Raw genomic sequence first — 19334 nt, forward strand, 5'->3', positions numbered from 1 at the left:
TAAAACAAAAAAATTTTTTCTACCAATGGAGGTATACTGCATACAACAGTATACCTCTTATTTTTTTCATAGCATCAGGTATACAATATACGAAGAGCAAAAAAGTGTTTTTATTTTTGGTGGCAATCTAATACCACCGAATCAATATAAAACTAATTTAAAAAGGGGGAAATATTATGAGACAAATTGCGATTTATGGAAAAGGTGGAATTGGAAAATCAACCACAACACAAAACTTGACATCAGCGTTAGCAGAAGCAGGAAAAAAAATCATGATAGTAGGATGTGACCCAAAGGCAGACTCTACTAGGCTTGTTCTGGGAGGTTTATCTCAAAAAACAGTTATGGATACCCTAAGAGAGGAAGGAGAAGATATTGATTTAGAGGATATCTTACTATCTGGTTTCTCAGGGATCAAATGTGTAGAGTCTGGTGGACCAGAGCCAGGGGTAGGATGTGCTGGTAGAGGTATTATTACTTCTATTAATATGTTGGAAAGTTTAGGGGCTTATGAAGCTGATTTGGATTATGTTTTTTACGATGTATTAGGAGACGTTGTTTGTGGAGGATTTGCGATGCCAATTCGTGAAGGAAAGGCACAAGAAATCTACATTGTTGCCAGCGGTGAGTTAATGGCTTTATACGCTGCTAATAATATTTCAAAGGGTATTCAAAAATATGCTAAATCTGGTGGTACGCGTTTAGGCGGTATTATATGTAACAGTCGTAAGGTTGACAATGAATATGAATTATTAAATGCCTTTGCAAAAGAAATTGGCAGTCAGTTGATTCACTTTGTACCAAGAGATAACATTGTGCAAAGAGCAGAAATCAACAAAAAGACAGTCATTGAGTTTGATGCCAAATGTGATCAAGCGGATGAATATAGAACATTAGCAAGAAACATTGATGGCAATGACATGTTTGTAGTTCCAAAGCCAATGCATACAGATAGACTAGAAGAACTTATGATGGAATTTGGTATTTTAGGGTAGTGGGGATCTGAATAGGGTCTCACCCCTACCTGAACTTAAGGGATGAAGGATTTATGTTTAGAAGTCTTAATCATGATGAAATTTTAATTATTATTAAAACATAAATTGTTTTTCTAAAAGTAAAAGGCGTATAAAAAATAAAAATCTTATGTATCGGAGGGAATATAGATGAAATTAATTAGAGCGATTATTCGGCCAGAAAAGGTAGCTGGTGTACTTGCAGAATTAAGTGATGCGGGATTTCCAGCTGTAACGAAAGCAGAAGTAGTGGGGCGCGGGAAACAAAGAGGGATCAAAGTAGGTGATATCTCTTATGACGAGATTCCCAAAAATCTATTAATGTTTGTTTGTGAGGATGAGTATAAAGATCATGTGTTGGAGGTTATAAAACGAAAAGCTAAAACAGGAGAAAAAGGTGCTTTTGGTGATGGTAAAATCTTTGTCAGTGAAGTAGAAGACGTCTACACCATCAGTAGTGGAGAAAGAAAACTATAGAGGGGAGGCATCTTAAATGAAGGAAATTATGTCGATTATTCGTATGAGTATGGTAAATAAAACAAAAGCTGCTTTAGCGGCAGAAGGATTTCCTGCATTTACCTGTGCGAAGGTTTCAGGTAGAGGAAAAAAACAAATGCACTATCAAGTGATTGAGGAAGGTTTCTTAACAGGAGAGAATATCTCTACAGCAGTTGCAGAATCTATTTCGGAAGAACACAGATTGTTACCTAAACGATGGATATCTATTACAGTGCCGGATGAAGATGTTGCTAGAGTGGTGGATGTTATTATCAATGTTAATCAAACAGGACATCCAGGGGATGGAAAAATATTTGTTTTACCGATGGAAGAAGCAATTCGAATAAGAACTGGTGAAGCAGGAGATCCAGCAATACTTTAAAGTGAAGGAGTGATTAAGAGATGGCGATATCTAAGAAAAAAATGGATAGTATTTTAGAAAAGTACCCTCCGAAGGTTAAGAAAAACCGTAGTAAGCATATTTTGTTAAAGGATTCTAGGGAGCAGCAAGAAATTCAAGCCAACACCCGTACTGTTCCCGGAATTATCACTAATAGAGGATGTTGTTTTGCAGGATGTAAAGGGGTTGTGCTGGGACCTCTTAGAGATGTAGTTCATATTGTGCACGGTCCAATAGGTTGCTCCTACTATACATGGGGAACTAGAAGACATAAGGGGCGATCAGAAAAGGGAGAAGATAACTTTTTAAGCTACTGTTTCTCAACAGATATGCAAGAAAGTGATATTGTTTTTGGCGGTGAGAAAAGATTAAAACAAGCTGTAAAAGAAGCTTATGAAATTTTCAAACCGGAGGCTATTACGATCTCCTCCACTTGTCCTGTCGGTCTTATCGGCGATGATATTCATGCTGTCGCTAAGGCAGCGCAAGAAGAATTTGGTATTCAAGTATTGGCATTTGATTGTGAAGGTTATAAGGGTGTTAGTCAGTCTGCTGGTCACCATATTGCAAACAACGTGCTGATGAAGGATGTTATCGGTACGGGAGATGCAGAAACGAAACCATATGCTATCAATATCATGGGTGAGTATAATATCGGTGGAGATGGTTGGGAAATTTCCAGAATATTGGGAAAAATAGGTTATCATATTGTTTCTGTTATGACAGGGGATGGTACCTATAAAGAGTTAAAAAGTGCCCATAAAGCTGATTTGAACTTAGTACAATGTCACCGTTCCATCAACTATATTGCAGAAATGATTGAAATTAAATATGGTACACCTTGGTTAAAAGTAAACTTTATAGGCATTCAAGGTACCATTGATAGTTTAAGAAATATGGCAAAGTACTTTGATGATGAAGCACTGATTAAGAAAACAGAAGAAGTTATTGTAGAAGAGTTAGAAGCTCTTCAAGAAGCTTTAGAAGTTTACAAGAAGATGTGTGAAGGAAAAACAGCGCTATTATTTGTAGGTGGTTCAAGAGCCCATCATTATCAAGGGCTATTAAAGGAATTAGGCATAGAGACTGTAATGGCAGGCTATGAGTTTGGTCATAGAGATGACTATGAGGGTAGAGATGTAATTCCTTACATCAAAATGGATGCTGACAGCAGAAATATTCCAGAGATTCATGTAGAGAAGGATGAAAGTAGTTATAAATTATATCTATCCCCTGAGAAATTAGAGGAATTGAAGAAGGAAATGCCTTTAAATAGATATGACGGTATGATTAAAGAAATGAAGGATGGCAGCTTTGTTATTGATGATTTAAACCATTTTGAAACAGAAGAACTATTAAAAAGCATCAAACCCAACTTATTCTGTTCTGGTATCAAGGATAAATATGTAGCACAAAAAATGGGAATATTCTCAAAACAACTTCATTCCTATGATTACAGTGGACCTTATGCAGGATTCAGAGGAGCGGTAATCTTTGCAAAAGACGTTTCAATGGGTATGAATACACCAACCTGGGGCTTTATTACACCCCCCTGGAAAAATGAGCCTCTATTAGAGGGAAAAGTTATAGAGGAGGTGGCAACATGTTAGATCATACAAAGAAGGAAATTCATGAAAGAAAAGCGTTGGTTATCAATCCAGCGAAGACATGTCAACCGATAGGAGCAATGTATGCAGCTTTGGGAATTCATAATTGTTTACCTCATAGTCATGGTTCTCAAGGATGTTGTTCCTTCCATAGAATGCATTTGACAAGACACTTTAGAGATCCCATTGTTGCTTCTACCAGTTCTTTTACAGAAGGGGCTTCAGTCTTTGGGGGAGGAGCAAACTTAAAAACTTCTATTAAAAATGTATTTGCTATCTATAATCCTGATGTTATTGCTGTAAACACCACATGTCTTTCTGAGACCATTGGGGATGATATACCTACCACTATTAAGGATTCAGAAGTGCCAAAGGGAAAATATGTGTTTCATGCCAATACCCCTAGTTATGCTGGGTCTCATGTTACTGGTTTTTCCAATATGGTAAAGGCAATGGTAAGTTATTTTTCTGAGGGCAAAGGAGACGGCAGTAATAAAAAGGTCAATATTATTCCAGGTTATACAGAACCGGGAGATATGAGGGAATTAAAGCGAATTGCTAAGTTATTAGATATTTCAAATATTCTTTTTCCAGATACAAGTGGTGTAGTAGATTCTCCTATGACAGGAAAATATAGAATGTACCCAAAGGGTGGTACAAAGGTAGGGGAATTGATAGATACTGGTAATTCTATGGCAACAGTGGCATTAGGCAGATATGCTTCAGAGGCGGCAGCAAATGAACTGGAGAAAAAATGCAAAGTGGATGCCCATGTGTTAAATCTACCGATTGGTGTAAAGGCTACGGATGAATTTATCATGGAACTTATAAAGATCACTGGTAAAGATGTTCCCTATGAATTAGAGGAGGAAAGGGGACAATTGGTAGACATCATGACAGATACCCATCATCACTACCATGGGAAAAAGGTGGCTATCTTTGGAGATCCAGATCATGTGATCGCCATGACGGAATTTACCTTAAGCCTTGGTATGAAACCTATTTATGTAGTTACAGGAACACCTGGGGGCACTTTTGAAAAGCAAGTGAAGGCTATGTTAGAAAGTTCTAATGTGAAGGGTATTGTAAAAAGTGCAGGAGACTTATTTGCGTTGCATCAGTGGATTAAAAATGAACCTGTAGACCTTTTAATTGGAAACACTTATGGTAAATATATCGCCAGAGCAGAAGATATTCCTCTAGTAAGGTTTGGTTTCCCTAACCTAGATCGTACTGTACACAGCTATTTCCCAATCGTAGGCTATAAGGGAGCTATGCGTTTGATTGAAATGATTGGAAATGCTTTACTAGATCGTATCGATAGGGATGCACTAGATGAAGACTTTGAATTGGTACTTTAATAATTGGATTGAGGTGGGATGTGGTTGGATACAGCTACATTCCCCTTAGATAAATGGAGTGATTGTCTATGGAAGCGAAAAAATGCTTAGGAGCATTGGAGGAAAGAAATAATTCTATATTAGAAAAATCAAACAATGACAAACAGCAAAAAATCCGCTGTGATCAAAACAGCGTAGCGGGAGCTGTTAGTCAGCGGGCTTGTGTTTATTGTGGCGCAAGGGTTGTACTAAACCCTATTACAGATGCTTATCATATTGTACATGGGCCAATTGGATGTGCCAGCTATACCTTTGACATTCGGGGCAGCTTAAGCAGTGGAGAGGAAATTTATCGCAATAGTTTTTCCACTGATTTAAGAGAGCGGGATATTATTTTTGGAGGAGAAAGAAAGCTTGCAGCTGCCATTGATGAAATTGTGGAACAGCATGATCCGAATCTAATATTTATTTACTCTACCTGTGTCGTGGGGGTTATTGGAGATGACTTAGAGGGCGTAGCCAGGGAGGCAGAAAAAAAATATAAGATTCCTGTGATTCCTATACAATCCTCAGGATTTGCCGGTAACAAAAATGCAGGTTATAAAGCAGCTTGTCATGCTCTACTGGACCTAATGGGAAAAGAAACCCAAGATAAAGAAGAGGGCATTAATTTCTTAGGTGACTTCAACCTTGCAGGAGAAATGTGGATCAACCAATCCTACTTTAAAAGGATGGGTATATCTTTGATTTCAAAGATGACAGGGGATGCCTCCTATAGGGAACTGAAAAAAGCACCTAGGGCAAAGCTCAATATTGTACAATGTGCCGGTTCTATGACCTACTTGGCTAAGCAAATGCAAGAATGCTATGACATTCCTTTTATCAATGTTAGTTTTTATGGTTTAGAAGATACTGTAGTATCCCTTAGAAAAATTGCCAATGCGCTAAAGGATCAGCAGGTACTTTGTAGGACAGAAGCCTTAATCGAAAGCGAGTTGAAGAAAACCCACGAAGCGTTAGATTATTACCGAAGAAAACTAAAGGGAAAGAAGGCAGCTATCTACGTTGGGGGAGGATTTAAGGCGATTTCTTTGATAAAACAGTTTCGGGATCTAGGAATGGAGACGGTGATGGTAGGTACACAAACTGGAAGAGCGGAGGAATATGAAGTCATTCGCGATTTAGCACAAGAAGGAACTGTAATTTTAGATGATAGCAATCCTACAGAGCTAGAAAAGTTTATGAAGGAAAAGGGAGCAGATATTTTGGTAGGAGGTGTGAAGGAAAGGCCTCTAGCCTATAAGCTAGGCGTAGCCTTCTGTGACCACAACCATGAACGAAAACATCCCTTGAATGGGTTTGAAGGAGCAATTAACTTTGCTAAGGAAATACATGCTTCTATCAATAGTCCTGTATGGCAAATTATTCAAAGAGAGCAGGGGGGATGGAGATGAAAACTAGAAATTTTGTTAACTTAAATGTGAATCCCTGTAAGTGCTGTATGCCAATGGGAGCTTCCATCGCCTTTAAAGGTATTGAAAGTACCATGGTATTACTTCACGGTTCTCAGGGCTGTAGTACCTATATTCGTAGACATATGGCAGGGCATTATAATGAACCTATTGATATCGCATCTTCTTCTTTGAACGAAAAGGAAACAATTCATGGTGGGGCTGAAAATTTAAAGAAGGGTTTAAAAAATACACTTCGCCTCTACAACCCCAGGATGGTAGGGATTTCTACTACTTGTTTAGCGGAAACCATCGGAGAAGATTTGCAAAGGATTATTACAGAATTTAAGGAAGAGGAACCTCACTATCGGGATGTTTTATTTGTACCGGTATCAACACCGGGCTATGGTGGTACGAATTATGAGGGTTTTTACTACACTTTAAAAAAAATCGTAGAAACTATTGCGGTAGATACAACCCCTATAAATAGCATCAATATCATTGCAGGCAACTTAACTCCTGCGGATATTCGAAGCATCAAAGAGATAATAGCTCTTTTTCATATAAACTATACAATACTACCAGATGTCAGTAAAACCTTAGATGCTCCCTTTACGAAGGATTTTCAAAAGTTATCCCCGGAGGGAACAAAAATAAGCGATATAGAAAAAATGGCAGGTGCTTCTGCTACGATAGAAATGGGCATGTTGATCTCTGAGGATCTTTCGCCAGGGAAGTATTTGGAAGAAACCTTTGGTGTACCCCTTTATCGATGTCCTTTGCCAATTGGATTAAAGAATACCGACAGCTTTATTGAAGTTCTTCAGAGGATTACTGGAGAAGAAATGGCGGAAAAACTAAAGGAAGATAGAGGAAGAATGTTGGATGGCATGATTGATTCCCATAAGTATAATGCAGAAGGTCGTGCCGCTATTTTCGGTGAACCAGATATCGTATACGCTGTGACAAAGCTATGTTTAGAGAATGGTATACAACCACTGGTAATTTCAACTGGATCAAAGACAACGAAATTGAAAAGATTATTGGAGCTAGACTTAAAAAAATTGGATGAAAGCTGCATGATTATTGATGATACGGATTTAGAAACCATACGGGACTATGTTAGGGAACTGGGGGTTAATGTTTTAATAGGAACCTCTGAAGGAAAGTTTATTACAGAAAAAGATGGTGTGCCTCTGGTTCGTATTGGTTTTCCAGTACATGATCGTGTAGGAGCACAAAGAAGGACTTATACTGGTTATGAAGGTTCAATGCAATTTTTAGATGAAATTACCAACACCCTCTTAGAGGAAAAGTATCGTTATTATCGTGAAAATCTATATAAAAAATATTACCAAAAAGGCTAGTAAAAGTTATTTTAAAATTTTGTAAGGGAGGGATCATGATGGAGGAAAAATGGACCACTGAAGTCAGGGAAAAAACAGAGAAGCACCCCTGCTACTGTGATACCGCCCATAAATATGCTAGAATGCATATTCCAGTTGCACCAAAATGCAACATTCAGTGTAACTACTGTAATCGTAAATATGATTGCTTAAATGAAAGTCGTCCAGGCGTTACCAGTGAAATTTTAAAGCCGGAGGAGGCGCTGGAAAAATATAAAATGGTAAAAGAAAAAATAGAAAATTTGATGGTGGTAGGAATTGCAGGACCTGGAGATGCCTTGGCTAATTTTCAAGAGACAAAAAGATCGATTGAACTCATTAAAGAATATGATCCAAATGTAACTTTTTGTTTATCTACCAATGGTCTAATGCTGCCAGAGTATGCAGAAGAAATTTATCAGCTAGGCATTACGCATATTACTGTTACCATTAACGCTATTGACCCTAAAATTGCCGCTAAAATCTATAGTAAGATTTGCTATGAAGATAAAATTTATACGGGGGAAGAAGCGGGTAAGTTACTCATTGAAAAGCAGTTAATTGGCTTAAAACTGATGCAGGAGAAGGGGATTGTCTGCAAGGTGAATATGGTAATGATCAAGGGGATTAATGAAAACCATATTGAAAAAGTGGTGAAAAAAGTTAGGGAGCTAGGGGTTTATATGAGCAATATCATGCCATTGATTCCTGCTGCAGGAAGCAAATTCGAAGATATGAAACTGGTAAGCAACGGAGAATTAAATGCTTTAAGAAAAAAATGTTCTATTGATTTAAAACAAATGTATCACTGCAGACAGTGTAGGGCGGATGCTATTGGCATGTTAGGAGAAGATGTTTCTTTGGATTTCAGAAAGGGAGGATGTGGTTATAAAATGGATCAACCAGTAACACAACAGGAATATACCGTTGCAGTTGCTTCTAAAACCGGGAGATTGATTGATCAACATTTTGGCCATGTGAAGGAATTTTTGATTTATAAATACAGTAATGATGAAATCAAGTTCATAGAAAAGCGCCCTGTGGATCAATATTGTAGGGGTATAGAGGATTGTGAGGATACAGAAAATAAAATAGAAAAAATCATGAAGGTCATTGGCGATTGCAATCTTGTACTATGCCTTCGCATCGGCAACGCACCAAAAAAAAATTTGGAAGACAAAAACATGTATATTATAGAGACGTATGAAGAAATTGAAAAGGGTATTCTTAAGGCAGTGAATGAATTGAAGGCTGCTTCATAAATAGAAAAGGGGTGTAAAGGAAATGCATAAACCTAAGTTTCATATTTTTGTCTGTTCTAGTTCTCGAATCAATGGAGAACAAAAGGGATTTTGTCTTCAAAAAGGCGCTGTAGAAATTGTTAATAACTTTATGGAGGAAATTCAAGAGCGTGAATTAGACGGAGAGGTGATGGTAACAAATACCGGGTGTTTTGGTATTTGTAGTAAAGGACCTATTGTAGTGGTTTATCCTGAAGGGGTTTGGTATGGCAGTGTAACACCGGAGGATGTGGAAGAAATTATGGATTCACATATAGAAGGAGGAAACATTGTATCACGCTTAGCTCTATAACAAAAAAGTTTTAGGAGGAAATTCCTTGAAGGCAGAAGGTTATGACAAAGATTGCACCAGCTAAATCAAAGACTGGTGTAATCTTTATATAACACATAGGATGACGACAGAAAATTTTAAAATGTTTGTAGAAACTACGATGGGGGAAGGCATAAACAATTGAAAAAAATTTTTTCTTAAGTTTTATTGCAATTATAATTTTATTTTTATTTGGTTGAGGAGAACAACAGTCTAGTCTTTTTTCAAAAGAAGAAAAGCAAGTAATAGTAGATACTAAAATTTGCAAATACCTAACACACAGTCAGTAATGACAGCCTAGCATAATGAAGCTGTGTTAAGTAGATATGCAAATTTTTTTATGCATTCATTTTTTTTAGTAAATTTAAAATTTAACTATAATATAGTTATAAAAAATAACATAAAATTCTACACAAATTAATAACGCAGTGGTATAATGACTGATATGGCAAAAAATACAAGTATAGGGGGATACCAATGAAGAGCATAAGAATAAAGATATTATTAGCTTTTTTAATTCCTTGCTTTGTTCTCACATCAGCTTTAGGCTTCTACAATGTGATGAATCTTATTAGGCTAAATGAAAAGGAAATAACTGCAATTCAGGAATTGCTTTTTAGCGATTATGATAAAAATATTGTGCAACAGGTGGAAACAGCTACAAGTATAGTTGGCCTATATCATGAAATGTATGAAAAAGGTGAAATTTCTGAAGAAGAAGCTCAAGAAAATGCGAAAAAAGCAGTAAAGGCTCTTCGCTATGGGGAAGAAGGATACTTTTGGATTGATGATTCAGAAGGTAATTTGATAGCTCACCCAATGATTCCTCAGGAGGAGGGTACAAATAGAATAAATATTCAGGACCCCAATGGCGTAGCTTTAATAAAAGAAGTGATTACTGCCGCCAAAGATAATCAAAACAATGGGTTTACAAACTTTATGTGGGAAAAACCTCAAGATGTTGAAACTGGTAAACTATCGCCTAAAAGGGCTTATTCTCAGCTTTTTAATCCTTGGGGATGGGTGATAAGTACAGGAAATTATGTGGATCACTTACATAATATGGTGGATGAAAAAAGCACGGAATTAAGTAAAAATCTCCATAAAAATATAGGGGCTTTAGGGGGATTTATGGTAATATCCTTAGTACTTTTTGCTATGATAGCTATATTTATTAGTAGGACGATAGCTAACCCTATTCTAAAAATTGTTAAGTCCTTTGAGAAGGATGAAGATGGAAAAATACATATTCAAGAAATAGAAGTGAAGGTGAAGGATGAAGTCGGTGTTTTAGCAAATACCCTTAATGAGTTTGCACTACAGGTTAGAGATTTTATCAATGGTGCTATGATCAGCGTAGAGGATTTATCTAGCAGTGTAGATGGGTTAAACGCTTTAACAGCGAAGGTAGAGGGAAATATTGAAGTAACTGCTGCTAATACTTCTGATGTAACGCAGCATATGGAATATATTTCTGATTCAACAAATGAAATTACTGCTACTATGGAAGAAATTGATCAAGCTATAAGTTCTATTGCCCAAAGAACAGAAGAAGGCGCTGCCTCATCTAGTGAGGTAAGTAATAGAGCAAAGACCCTGAAGGAATACTCTATCGCCTCTAAGGAAAGAACACAAAAAATGTATACTGAGGCTAAATCAAATGTGGAAGAGGCCATACAAGAGGTAAAAAAAGTAGAGGATATCGTTAAACTTTTACATCAAATCAATGAAATAGCGGAACACACAAATTTATTAGCTTTAAATGCTGCCATTGAAAGTGCAAGGGCTGGTGAGGCAGGTAGAGGGTTTGCGGTAGTGGCGGAGGAAATAAGAAAGTTATCTGAGAATACTTCTTACACCGTGAGCAATATTCAGTCCATATCTGATCTTATTGTAACTTCTGTCGACAACTTGGTAAACAACACAAGAGATGTTTTAAACTTTATTGATGAAGATGTACTCACCAATTATGATAGCCTAGTACAGGCGGGAGAACAGTATTTTAACGATGCACAGCAAATAAATAGTATTATGACGGAATTGAGTGCTACTTCTGAAGAGATCGGTGCTTCTACCAATGAGATAACCAATAGAGCAGGCCAGGTGGCAGAACTGATTGATAAAAGCGTTGATAGCATAGAAGGGGTAATGCAGCAGACCTCAACCGTGCTAGAGAATATTACAGAGATTAAAAATAATGCTTCTAATAATTTAAAGAATGCAGAAGGCTTAAAGCTATTTGTAAGCAAGTTCAAGGTATAATTTTAAACCACATTAGTTAATCGACTAATGTGGTTTTTATAGCACAGTGCAGGCAGGAGACTTATTTTTTAGTATATAGATATAGCTCTAAAAATTTTCATACACCAAGGGCTGCAAATATAGCTTTTAATCATGTGTTTTACCCAAGGGGAAGTTATAGCGTGCATTTGTACTGGATTGTACAATGGAAAAAAATTGAAGGAGGGACTGAAAATGTTTAGAAAACGAAGTACTGAAGGGTATGCATCAAAGCTAAAAGATACTGAGCAAAAGACGCTGGTGTACGGTGAGAAAACTTTAATGGTTGAATTTAAGCTAAAAAAAGGAAGTATATTGCCTAGACACAGCCATCCTTATGAGCAGACAGGATATTTGATCAGTGGTCATATTATCTTATCTATAGGAGAAACGAAATATGATGTTTATCCAGGAGATAGTTGGTGTATACTTAGTGAACTTGAGCATAGCGCAGAAATAATAGAAGATGCAGTTGCTATAGAAATATTTTCACCAGCAAGAGAGGATTACTTAGTAGAAGTTAGCGATGAGGAGATGATAAGATGAAGTATTCACAAGCAAGCATAGGCAGGGTATTTATTTTGCGTTTAGAACAAGGGGATCGGCTGCCAGATACGATTGAAGAATTTGCTTTTCAGCACAAAATCCAATCTGCTACTGTATTTTTTCTTGGTGGGGCTGAAAAGGACAGTAAAGTTGTAGTTGGGCCTAAAGAGGGAGAGGAGGAAAAAATTGTTCCAACCGTTACAAACTTATCGGGAATAAGTGAATCAGTAGGGGTTGGTACACTATTTATTAACGAGGAAAAACTTCCTAAGCTTCATTTACATGCAGCATTTGGCCGAGGAAGTGATACTATAACAGGTTGTACAAGAGAAGGTGTACAGATTTGGCATATTGGAGAAGTAATTATTTTAGAACTAATCAACCACATTGCTGAGAGAAAAGTCGATCCTCAGACTGGCTTTGAGCTGCTAGAGGTATAAAATGAAGACAAAAAAACTGCCCTATAGGGCAGTTTATTTACTATAATTTTACAACGTTTTCAGCTTGAGGTCCACGGTTTCCTTGAACAACATCAAATTGAACACTTTGACCTTCTTCTAAAGTTTTAAAGCCTTCACCTGTGATTGCAGTGAAATGAACAAATACGTCATCTCCACCTTCTACTTCGATAAATCCAAATCCTTTTTCAGCGTTAAACCATTTAACTTTTCCTGTTTTCATTTAAAAAAAACCTCCAAATAAATTATTATAATTTTTCTCATATGTAAGGAGAAAAAAATTCGCATATTATAAAGAGTGATCTTTCTTGGTGAAGTGATAACTCTTTATAATATGCGAATTATAGACTCCATCTACACAATCAACTAATTATACCATTTTTTTATAAATACTGTCAATAGAAAAAATAAAATATTTTTATTTTTTCTATTGACAGGTCTTTATCAATAAGATCGATAAGCGTTTTACAGTGCCAAATAAAACAGAATACCTAAGTAGTGTACGATGCTTCCGCCTAAAACAAACAAATGCCATATTCCATGATTAAAGGGGATTTTTTTACATGCATAAAATATTACTCCTGAGGTATAAATCAATCCTCCTGTCAGTAACCATAGAAACAATCCTGGAGGAGCCATAGTTAACATAGGTTTAACAGCTATGATGATTAACCATCCCATGACGACATAGATCAAGGTCGACAAATATTTTATTTTGTTTATTGAAAGAATCTTTAAAATGATCCCAATAATGGCTAAAGACCAAATGACACCAAAAATGCTCCAACCCCAAGCACCTCTCATAGATACAAGTGCAATAGGTGTATAACTCCCGGCAATTAACAAATAGATAGAAACATGGTCAAGGATTCTTAATACTTTTTTGCTTTTTTCGTGAAAAATACTATGATAAAGGGTTGAAGACATATAAAGAAAAAACAGCGTAAATCCATATATACTAAAACTAACGATTCTCCAGACATCTCCACGAATACTGCCAAAGGCAACAAGTATTACCAATGCTGCAATACTAAGTAATGCACCAATACCATGAGTTATACTATTGAAAATTTCTTCTTTAACAGTGTATCTGCTTGTTAACTTATCATAGGCCATATTCTTACATCCACCCCTCTCTTTATTAAAATTATAGCCATAAAATTCTTTAGCTAAACTTACGCCGCCTACGTAATTTTTCATTGAAAAGAATTTAAACGCTGTCAATACTTGAAACTAAATATGCTTTTAGTAATATTATATACTATTTACAAGCTAAAAAACAAAAATAAATAAAAAATTTTTCATACTTATAAAAAACTCTGCTAAATTCTACTGAAGGATAAATGATGCAATCTCAAAGCCCTAGATAGAATTACAAAAATATTAAAAGTATGTTATGATAATGTTAAAAGATAAAAAGGAAGAGGCGGAATGTATCGAGATACTATGAACTTATTAAAAAAACTAAATATTGATTATAAAGAAATTGAACATGAAGTAGTTTTTGATGATTATAAAATAAAAAAAATTAAGGAAATATTTAAATTAGAGGGAATTGAAAGTAAAACTCTATTTCTGAAAACAAAAACACAGAATTTTTTTGCATTTATTATGATAGAGTCAAAAAAGTTGCAACCAAGAGTGATAAGAGAATTACTAGACCAAAAGATTACCATGGCTTCTTCAGAGGAAACATTGATACACACTGGGTGTTTTCCGGGTTGTGTCGCTCCCTTTGGTTATGCAGAGGAAGTTTCTTTAATTGTAGATAGTGAGATATTTTTATATAATAAGTTGATATTTTCACCAGGGGTACCAATGAAAACAGTGGAAATGACAACACGGGACTTCAAAGTATTGCTAAAGGAAATAAATAACAAGGTGATTTATTACAAAGATTGACAAAAATAAGGAACTTTTTTTGTCGTAAAGCATCTATATATTATATACATCATGTATTTAATAAAAAAATGTATCTGTGTAGGTTCTGAAATGTATTTCTTTAGTTTTCTTATTTGGTTTTGTGAAGCTAAGATATACCCCTATAAACTTTAGTATACTAAGGGCTATCAAAGCTCATGGATATTAAAACTATAAGTACAAAGAGACATATCAATGATAAATATTCAATCTAGGAGGAGAAAGTGATGGAAATAAGATGTGTATCTAAAAGAAATCAATATCATCTTATTATCTTATTTAGTGTAAGCATATTGATTAAAATTTTTATACTGCATTATTTTATGAAAATAGAAGGAAACTTTTTAGCTATAACTATGAATAATTTTTTTGTGGTTTTGGGAATTTATTGTTTAGCCAGCCTTACACAGGATAAAAAAAGGATGAAAGTTTTTTTATCTATTCATCTTTTGCTATCCATATTGTTTTTTATCGATATGATGTATTTTAGTCATTTTTTTGCATTAATTCCTATTCATAGCATTTATCAAGTAGGACAACTAGGGCCTGTCTCAAATAGTGTTGCTTCTTTAATGAAGCCTAAGTATTTTTTGTTTTTTATAGATACCTTTTTTTTATGGATTTATTGCAAAAAAGGAGATAAAAAACTTTTAACATTAGACAAAAAACAAAAACTTTCTTTAGTTATGACGTTTTTCATTTTGTTTTTCTCAGTAGTAACGATGATTTATAAAATTGGCGGTGATACAGAAGGAAATTATACGCCCTACAATCTAGGCGTTATTAACTATCATTTATATGATACAGGAAACTTTTTTATGAGGAGTCCTTTGGATATAGATCGTGTAGAAGCGGTGATTCAAACTATTGGGCATGAAAATAATCCTAGCCAGGGATTTGGTGTGGGTGAGAATAAGAATGTTATCGTCATACAAGCAGAGTCTTTACAAAATTTTGTTATCAACAGAGAAATAGGGGGACAAGTAATTACCCCTGTGTTAAATGAATTAATAAAGAATGATAGTATTTATTTTAGTCAATATTATGAGCAGGTGGGGTGGGGAAATACCTCGGATGCAGAATTTATATCTCATAATAGTTTTTATCCTTCTAGGAAGACCTTCAGCTATAAGGCTTTTGAAGAAAATGACTTTATGACTTTACCACTAATGCTAAAAGAAAAGGGATATAGTACCATTGCTTTTCATGGAAATCAAGCTAGCTTTTGGAATAGAGATAATATTTATCAATCTCAAGGGCTAGACCGTTTTATTAGTTTGGAAAATTTTCAGCAGGATGATCTTATCGGCATTGGTTTAAGTGATGCTTCTCTTTTTAGGCAATCTATTGATTATCTAAAAAAACAGCCCCAACCTTTTTACTCTTTTTTTATAACCTTAACTTCTCATCATCCCTTTACTTTAGAGGAAAGTCAGAAACGGTTAGATATACAGGACGCCTATAAAGATACATTATTAGAGGATTATCTACAAACAGTTCATTATTTAGATCATGAGATAGGGGTTTTCATTGAAAGATTAAAAGAGGCGGGTTTATATGATAACGCTATGATTGTAATTTATGGAGATCATAGGGGATTAGATATGAGAAAAGAAGAAACAAATGAGCTTTTGTCTTCCTTTTTAGAGAAACCTTATGAGGAAGATGAGATGGCCCGTGTTCCTTTGATTATCCATATTCCTGAAGGAAATATAGAAAAAGAAATAACTATTGCTGGGGGACAAATAGACTTTTTCCCAACCATGGCCAACCTTTTGGGCTTAGAGATAAAACCAAATAAAATACTAGGAAAAGACTTGTTGAATACTACTGAAGGGTTTGTAGCAAAGCAGGTGCATGTAGCTCAGGGATCCTTTGTAGATAATGAAAAAATATTTATCATGTCGAATGATGGTATTTTTGAAAACAGTAGGGCGTGGAACCTTCATACCCAAGAGGCTGTTGACATTGAGGAATGTAGAGAAGGCTATGAGAGAGCTTTAGCAGAAGTTAATTTATCGGAATATATATTGCAAAATAATTTAGTGCCTCTCGTGAAGAAAAATGGACTAGAGTATATTTTAGAGTATGATTTATAATCCGTGCTTACCTAGGCCCCGAAGAGGGCCCCGAAGAGGTTAGTAGAAATTTAAAATTCTGCTAACCTTTTGCTTGTCGTTTTTCTTCAATTGCTGCTTCAAGCAAGCATTTCTTGTAGTTTACCATACAATCTTTTTCCTTCCCATAGCCCAAAACGATGTCCTCTGCCAAGGCACGACAAGAGGGAGAACCGCAGGCACCGCAGTCAATTCGCGGAAGGGTTTTTAGAACTTCCTCGATTTTTTCTAACTTTTCTATAGCTTTAGAGAGATCCAAATCCAATTTGTTTGAGTAGAGAGGATGAATTTTTTCAGTAAATAAAAACTTCTCAATATCTAACTTCTCGATATTTTCTGTATGGAAAGAGGGCGGACAAGAATCAAACTCTTGTAACAATTGTCGAATACGGTAACCTGCTAAAAAGGAATTTTCTACAGTAAGACAACCTCCGACACATCCAGTGGTACAGGCTTGGCACTCTAAAAAAACTAAGTCATTCATTTTACGATTTACAATTTCATCTAGTACCTTCATAACATTTTCTATTCCATCAACGGCTAGGTATTTTTCTATGTTTAAGGCTTTGCTTTGTCCCCCTACTTTAGCCCAAGCTATACCCTTGCCAGAAGGGCAGAAGGCGTCAGTGTTTTCTAATTTAGACAAATTCTTACTAATCATTAAAAATAAAGATTTCACGGAAATAGCGCCGTCCACACAGGTAGATTGAATACCTAGAGGCTCTTTAAAGCTATAGATCTTTGCAGTACAGGGGGAAATAAAAAATATTCCTATTTCTTCTCTAGGGATGTTCAACTCCTTCATGGTTCTATTAAGAACAATGGAAGCAGTGACTTCAACAGGTGAATTAATAGGTAGTATATGTTTAATAAGCTCATGAAAACGAAGTTGAATCAACCTTATAATTGAAGGACATGATGAAGAAATAATGGGAAGGCAATGACTATTACGAATATATTCTTTTGTATAATTAGAAATTAATTCTGAGCCAATAGATGTTTCGTAAACATCGTTAAAACCATAATTTTTGATACCGGCGATGACTTGAGATGGTGTGACTTTTTTACTAAACTGACCATATAGTACAGGATCAATCAAAGCAATTCTATAGGGGTATTGAAAAATAGTCTGCAAGCTATCTGTAATGCCACTAAAGGCATGAAAAGGACAGATTTGAATACAAGTACCACAGTTAATGCACTTATCTTTGATAATCTTTGCTTTCCTATTTTTTACCCTAATTGCTTCAGTAGGACAATGTTTCATACAGTTGGTACATCCTGTACATTTTGAAGGATCTAAAGCTATTGCATGAATGAGAGAATGCATAATAATTCCTCCTAAGGATACACTAGATATTAGCTCGTAGTATTTTAGCTTAATTACATTTCGCTATTATACTTTATACATATTATTATACAACGAAAAAAGACTTTTTTCCAATATATTGTAGTTTAGATATAATTAGGAACTTTAAAAAGTCAATAAAAAACTTTCACAAAGGAGTGTTTTTGATGAAAAAATTAGGTTTATTGCCAAAGCTAATTATTGGTATTATACTTGGTATACTTATTGGGTCTACCAGAATTGAATTCTTAACAAGGCTGTTGGTAACCTTTAGTGGAATTTTTGGCAACTTTCTAGGTTACGTTATTCCATTACTTATCATTGGTTTTGTAGCGCCGGGGATAGCAGAGTTAGGCGGTAAAGCAGGAAGATTGTTAGGGATAACAGCAGGTATAGCCTACATATCGACAGTAATAGCTGGAATATTAGCCTTCCTAACAGGGGCCTTTGTTTTACCCAACATTATTGCAGCAGGAGGCGAAGCTGCAGCAGAAGGATTGGTAGCTAATCCTTACTTTGAGATCCAAATGCCTGCTATTATGGGCGTAATGACAGCCCTCGTGACAGCCTTTCTTTTGGGACTAGGTATGGCGGCAATAAAAGGAGACACTATGCTGCACTTTATGCAGGAATTTCAAGAGATTATTCAAAAGGTTATTGAAAACATCATTATTCCATTATTGCCAATACATATAGCTGGTATATTCGCAAGAATGGCTTATTCAGGGGAAGTAGCAGAAACCTTGGCCGTATTCGGTAGAGTTTTTATATTAGTTATTGCTGTGCATATTGTTTATATTATCATACAGTATTTAATTGCTGGATCTATTACAAAAGTAAATCCCTTCAGAGGAATTAAAAATATGTTGCCGGCTTATTTTACTGCTATTGGTACACAATCTTCAGCAGCAACAATCCCTGTTACTGTTAGAAGTACAAAAAATAATGATGTATCAGATGAAGTGGCAGAGTTTGCAATACCTCTATGTGCCACCATACATTTAGCTGGAAGTACCATTACACTAACGATATGTGCCATCGCAGTAATGGCATTAGAAGGCATGACATTAACCTTTGGGCAAGTGTTTCCATTTATTCTAATGCTAGGGGTAACAATGGTAGCAGCCCCCGGCGTTCCTGGAGGAGCCATTATGGCGGCACTAGGATTGTTAGAAACGATGTTAGGGTTTACAGATGGACAGTTAGCTTTAATGATGGCATTATATATCGCTCAGGATAGCTTTGGAACTGCTGCTAATGTAACTGGTGATGGTGCTATTGCACTGATTGTAAATAAGTTTGCAAGAAGCTAAAAAAACTATAAAAACCCCTCTTCGATGAGCGCTGAACTGTTCTCTGC

Annotated in this window: 18 protein-coding genes; 15 read left to right on the top strand and 3 right to left on the bottom strand. The window is 35.7% G+C overall.

Features of this window, described 5'->3' with window-relative positions:
* Window positions 1-176 precede the first annotated feature (176 nt).
* From nifH to BJL90_RS12515, 12 genes are all read left to right on the top strand, one after another.
* Window positions 177-995, top strand: a complete 819-nt coding sequence (nifH, locus tag BJL90_RS12460; RefSeq protein WP_070968442.1) for a nitrogenase iron protein — start codon at window positions 177-179, stop codon at window positions 993-995.
* A 168-nt stretch (window positions 996-1163) separates the two neighbouring features.
* Entirely contained in the window at window positions 1164-1490 is a 327-nt protein-coding gene (locus BJL90_RS12465) for a P-II family nitrogen regulator (protein WP_070968444.1), read from the top strand.
* A 16-nt stretch (window positions 1491-1506) separates the two neighbouring features.
* Window positions 1507-1893, top strand: a complete 387-nt coding sequence (locus tag BJL90_RS12470) for a P-II family nitrogen regulator (RefSeq protein WP_070968448.1) — start codon at window positions 1507-1509, stop codon at window positions 1891-1893.
* A gap of 20 nt (window positions 1894-1913) precedes the next feature.
* Window positions 1914-3521, top strand: coding sequence for a nitrogenase molybdenum-iron protein alpha chain (nifD, locus tag BJL90_RS12475; protein WP_070968450.1), 1608 nt, complete (start codon window positions 1914-1916; stop codon window positions 3519-3521).
* Window positions 3515-4879: a nitrogenase molybdenum-iron protein subunit beta gene (gene nifK, locus BJL90_RS12480; protein ID WP_070968452.1), complete on the top strand. Its 1365-nt coding sequence runs from the start codon at window positions 3515-3517 to the stop codon at window positions 4877-4879. Before nifD ends, nifK begins: the two co-directional genes overlap by 7 nt.
* 68 nt (window positions 4880-4947) lie before the next feature.
* Complete coding sequence (gene nifE / locus BJL90_RS12485) at window positions 4948-6312, top strand: nitrogenase iron-molybdenum cofactor biosynthesis protein NifE (RefSeq protein WP_070968457.1); 1365 nt, start codon at window positions 4948-4950, stop codon at window positions 6310-6312.
* A complete protein-coding gene (locus BJL90_RS22405; RefSeq protein WP_070968460.1) occupies window positions 6309-7676 on the top strand; it encodes a nitrogenase component 1 in 1368 nt (455 codons plus the stop codon). The genes nifE and BJL90_RS22405 overlap by 4 nt, the downstream gene beginning before the upstream one ends.
* Window positions 7677-7714: 38 nt before the next feature.
* Window positions 7715-8956, top strand: coding sequence for a nitrogenase cofactor biosynthesis protein NifB (nifB, locus tag BJL90_RS22410; RefSeq protein WP_236904910.1), 1242 nt, complete (start codon window positions 7715-7717; stop codon window positions 8954-8956).
* 22 nt (window positions 8957-8978) lie between these two features.
* Entirely contained in the window at window positions 8979-9287 is a 309-nt protein-coding gene (locus BJL90_RS12500; RefSeq protein ID WP_070968465.1) for a 2Fe-2S ferredoxin, read from the top strand.
* Between the two features lie 495 nt (window positions 9288-9782).
* Window positions 9783-11567, top strand: a complete 1785-nt coding sequence (locus BJL90_RS12505) for a methyl-accepting chemotaxis protein (protein WP_070968468.1) — start codon at window positions 9783-9785, stop codon at window positions 11565-11567.
* Window positions 11568-11780: 213 nt separating this feature from the next.
* Complete coding sequence (locus BJL90_RS12510) at window positions 11781-12131, top strand: cupin domain-containing protein (protein WP_070968471.1); 351 nt, start codon at window positions 11781-11783, stop codon at window positions 12129-12131.
* Window positions 12128-12571: a PPC domain-containing DNA-binding protein gene (locus BJL90_RS12515; RefSeq protein WP_070968474.1), complete on the top strand. Its 444-nt coding sequence runs from the start codon at window positions 12128-12130 to the stop codon at window positions 12569-12571. The genes BJL90_RS12510 and BJL90_RS12515 overlap by 4 nt, the downstream gene beginning before the upstream one ends.
* A 40-nt stretch (window positions 12572-12611) precedes the next feature.
* Here the strand turns inward: BJL90_RS12515 and cspD are convergent, their stop codons facing one another.
* Window positions 12612-12812, bottom strand: a complete 201-nt coding sequence (cspD, locus tag BJL90_RS12520; RefSeq protein ID WP_070968477.1) for a cold-shock protein CspD — start codon at window positions 12810-12812, stop codon at window positions 12612-12614.
* Between the two features lie 242 nt (window positions 12813-13054).
* A complete protein-coding gene (gene trhA, locus BJL90_RS12525; protein ID WP_472234728.1) occupies window positions 13055-13789 on the bottom strand; it encodes a PAQR family membrane homeostasis protein TrhA in 735 nt (244 codons plus the stop codon).
* A 246-nt stretch (window positions 13790-14035) separates the two neighbouring features.
* On the opposite strand from trhA, the gene BJL90_RS12530 reads away from it, so the two are divergent.
* Both BJL90_RS12530 and BJL90_RS12535 read left to right on the top strand, forming a co-directional pair.
* On the top strand, window positions 14036-14491 hold the full coding sequence (locus BJL90_RS12530; RefSeq protein WP_169824216.1) for a YbaK/EbsC family protein: 456 nt from the start codon (window positions 14036-14038) through the stop codon (window positions 14489-14491).
* A 245-nt stretch (window positions 14492-14736) separates the two neighbouring features.
* The gene (locus BJL90_RS12535) at window positions 14737-16608 is read left to right on the top strand and encodes an LTA synthase family protein (protein ID WP_070968485.1); all 1872 of its coding nucleotides are present in this window, start codon (window positions 14737-14739) and stop codon (window positions 16606-16608) included.
* Window positions 16609-16669: 61 nt separating this feature from the next.
* Here BJL90_RS12535 and BJL90_RS12540 read toward each other — a convergent pair whose 3' ends face one another.
* A complete protein-coding gene (locus BJL90_RS12540) occupies window positions 16670-17956 on the bottom strand; it encodes a [Fe-Fe] hydrogenase large subunit C-terminal domain-containing protein (RefSeq protein ID WP_070968488.1) in 1287 nt (428 codons plus the stop codon).
* Between the two features lie 185 nt (window positions 17957-18141).
* Here BJL90_RS12540 and BJL90_RS12545 point away from each other — a divergent pair, with 185 nt between their 5' ends.
* Window positions 18142-19287 (top strand): dicarboxylate/amino acid:cation symporter, encoded by a 1146-nt coding sequence (locus tag BJL90_RS12545; protein ID WP_070968490.1) that lies wholly within the window; start codon window positions 18142-18144, stop codon window positions 19285-19287.
* Window positions 19288-19334 lie beyond the last annotated feature (47 nt).

Origin of the sequence: Clostridium formicaceticum, assembly GCF_001854185.1 — a bacterium.
Taxonomy (GTDB): Bacteria; Bacillota; Clostridia; order Peptostreptococcales; family Natronincolaceae; genus Andreesenella; species Andreesenella formicacetica.

Bases quoted from the DNA above. Each gene is read 5' to 3' on its own strand.
- BJL90_RS12505 (WP_070968468.1), top strand. From the start codon at position 9,783: ATGAAGAGCATAAGAATAAAGATATTATTAGCTTTTTTAATTCCTTGC.
- BJL90_RS12500 (WP_070968465.1), top strand. From the start codon at position 8,979: ATGCATAAACCTAAGTTTCATATTTTTGTCTGTTCTAGTTCTCGAATC.
- BJL90_RS22405 (WP_070968460.1), top strand. From the start codon at position 6,309: ATGAAAACTAGAAATTTTGTTAACTTAAATGTGAATCCCTGTAAGTGC.
- nifE (WP_070968457.1), top strand. From the start codon at position 4,948: ATGGAAGCGAAAAAATGCTTAGGAGCATTGGAGGAAAGAAATAATTCT.
- nifD (WP_070968450.1), top strand. From the start codon at position 1,914: ATGGCGATATCTAAGAAAAAAATGGATAGTATTTTAGAAAAGTACCCT.
- BJL90_RS12530 (WP_169824216.1), top strand. From the start codon at position 14,036: ATGAACTTATTAAAAAAACTAAATATTGATTATAAAGAAATTGAACAT.
- BJL90_RS12510 (WP_070968471.1), top strand. From the start codon at position 11,781: ATGTTTAGAAAACGAAGTACTGAAGGGTATGCATCAAAGCTAAAAGAT.
- BJL90_RS12515 (WP_070968474.1), top strand. From the start codon at position 12,128: ATGAAGTATTCACAAGCAAGCATAGGCAGGGTATTTATTTTGCGTTTA.
- BJL90_RS12470 (WP_070968448.1), top strand. From the start codon at position 1,507: ATGAAGGAAATTATGTCGATTATTCGTATGAGTATGGTAAATAAAACA.
- nifK (WP_070968452.1), top strand. From the start codon at position 3,515: ATGTTAGATCATACAAAGAAGGAAATTCATGAAAGAAAAGCGTTGGTT.
- BJL90_RS12465 (WP_070968444.1), top strand. From the start codon at position 1,164: ATGAAATTAATTAGAGCGATTATTCGGCCAGAAAAGGTAGCTGGTGTA.
- BJL90_RS12535 (WP_070968485.1), top strand. From the start codon at position 14,737: ATGGAAATAAGATGTGTATCTAAAAGAAATCAATATCATCTTATTATC.
- BJL90_RS12540 (WP_070968488.1), bottom strand. From the start codon at position 17,956: ATGCATTCTCTCATTCATGCAATAGCTTTAGATCCTTCAAAATGTACA.
- trhA (WP_472234728.1), bottom strand. From the start codon at position 13,789: ATGAAAAATTACGTAGGCGGCGTAAGTTTAGCTAAAGAATTTTATGGC.
- cspD (WP_070968477.1), bottom strand. From the start codon at position 12,812: ATGAAAACAGGAAAAGTTAAATGGTTTAACGCTGAAAAAGGATTTGGA.
- nifB (WP_236904910.1), top strand. From the start codon at position 7,715: ATGGAGGAAAAATGGACCACTGAAGTCAGGGAAAAAACAGAGAAGCAC.
- BJL90_RS12545 (WP_070968490.1), top strand. From the start codon at position 18,142: ATGAAAAAATTAGGTTTATTGCCAAAGCTAATTATTGGTATTATACTT.
- nifH (WP_070968442.1), top strand. From the start codon at position 177: ATGAGACAAATTGCGATTTATGGAAAAGGTGGAATTGGAAAATCAACC.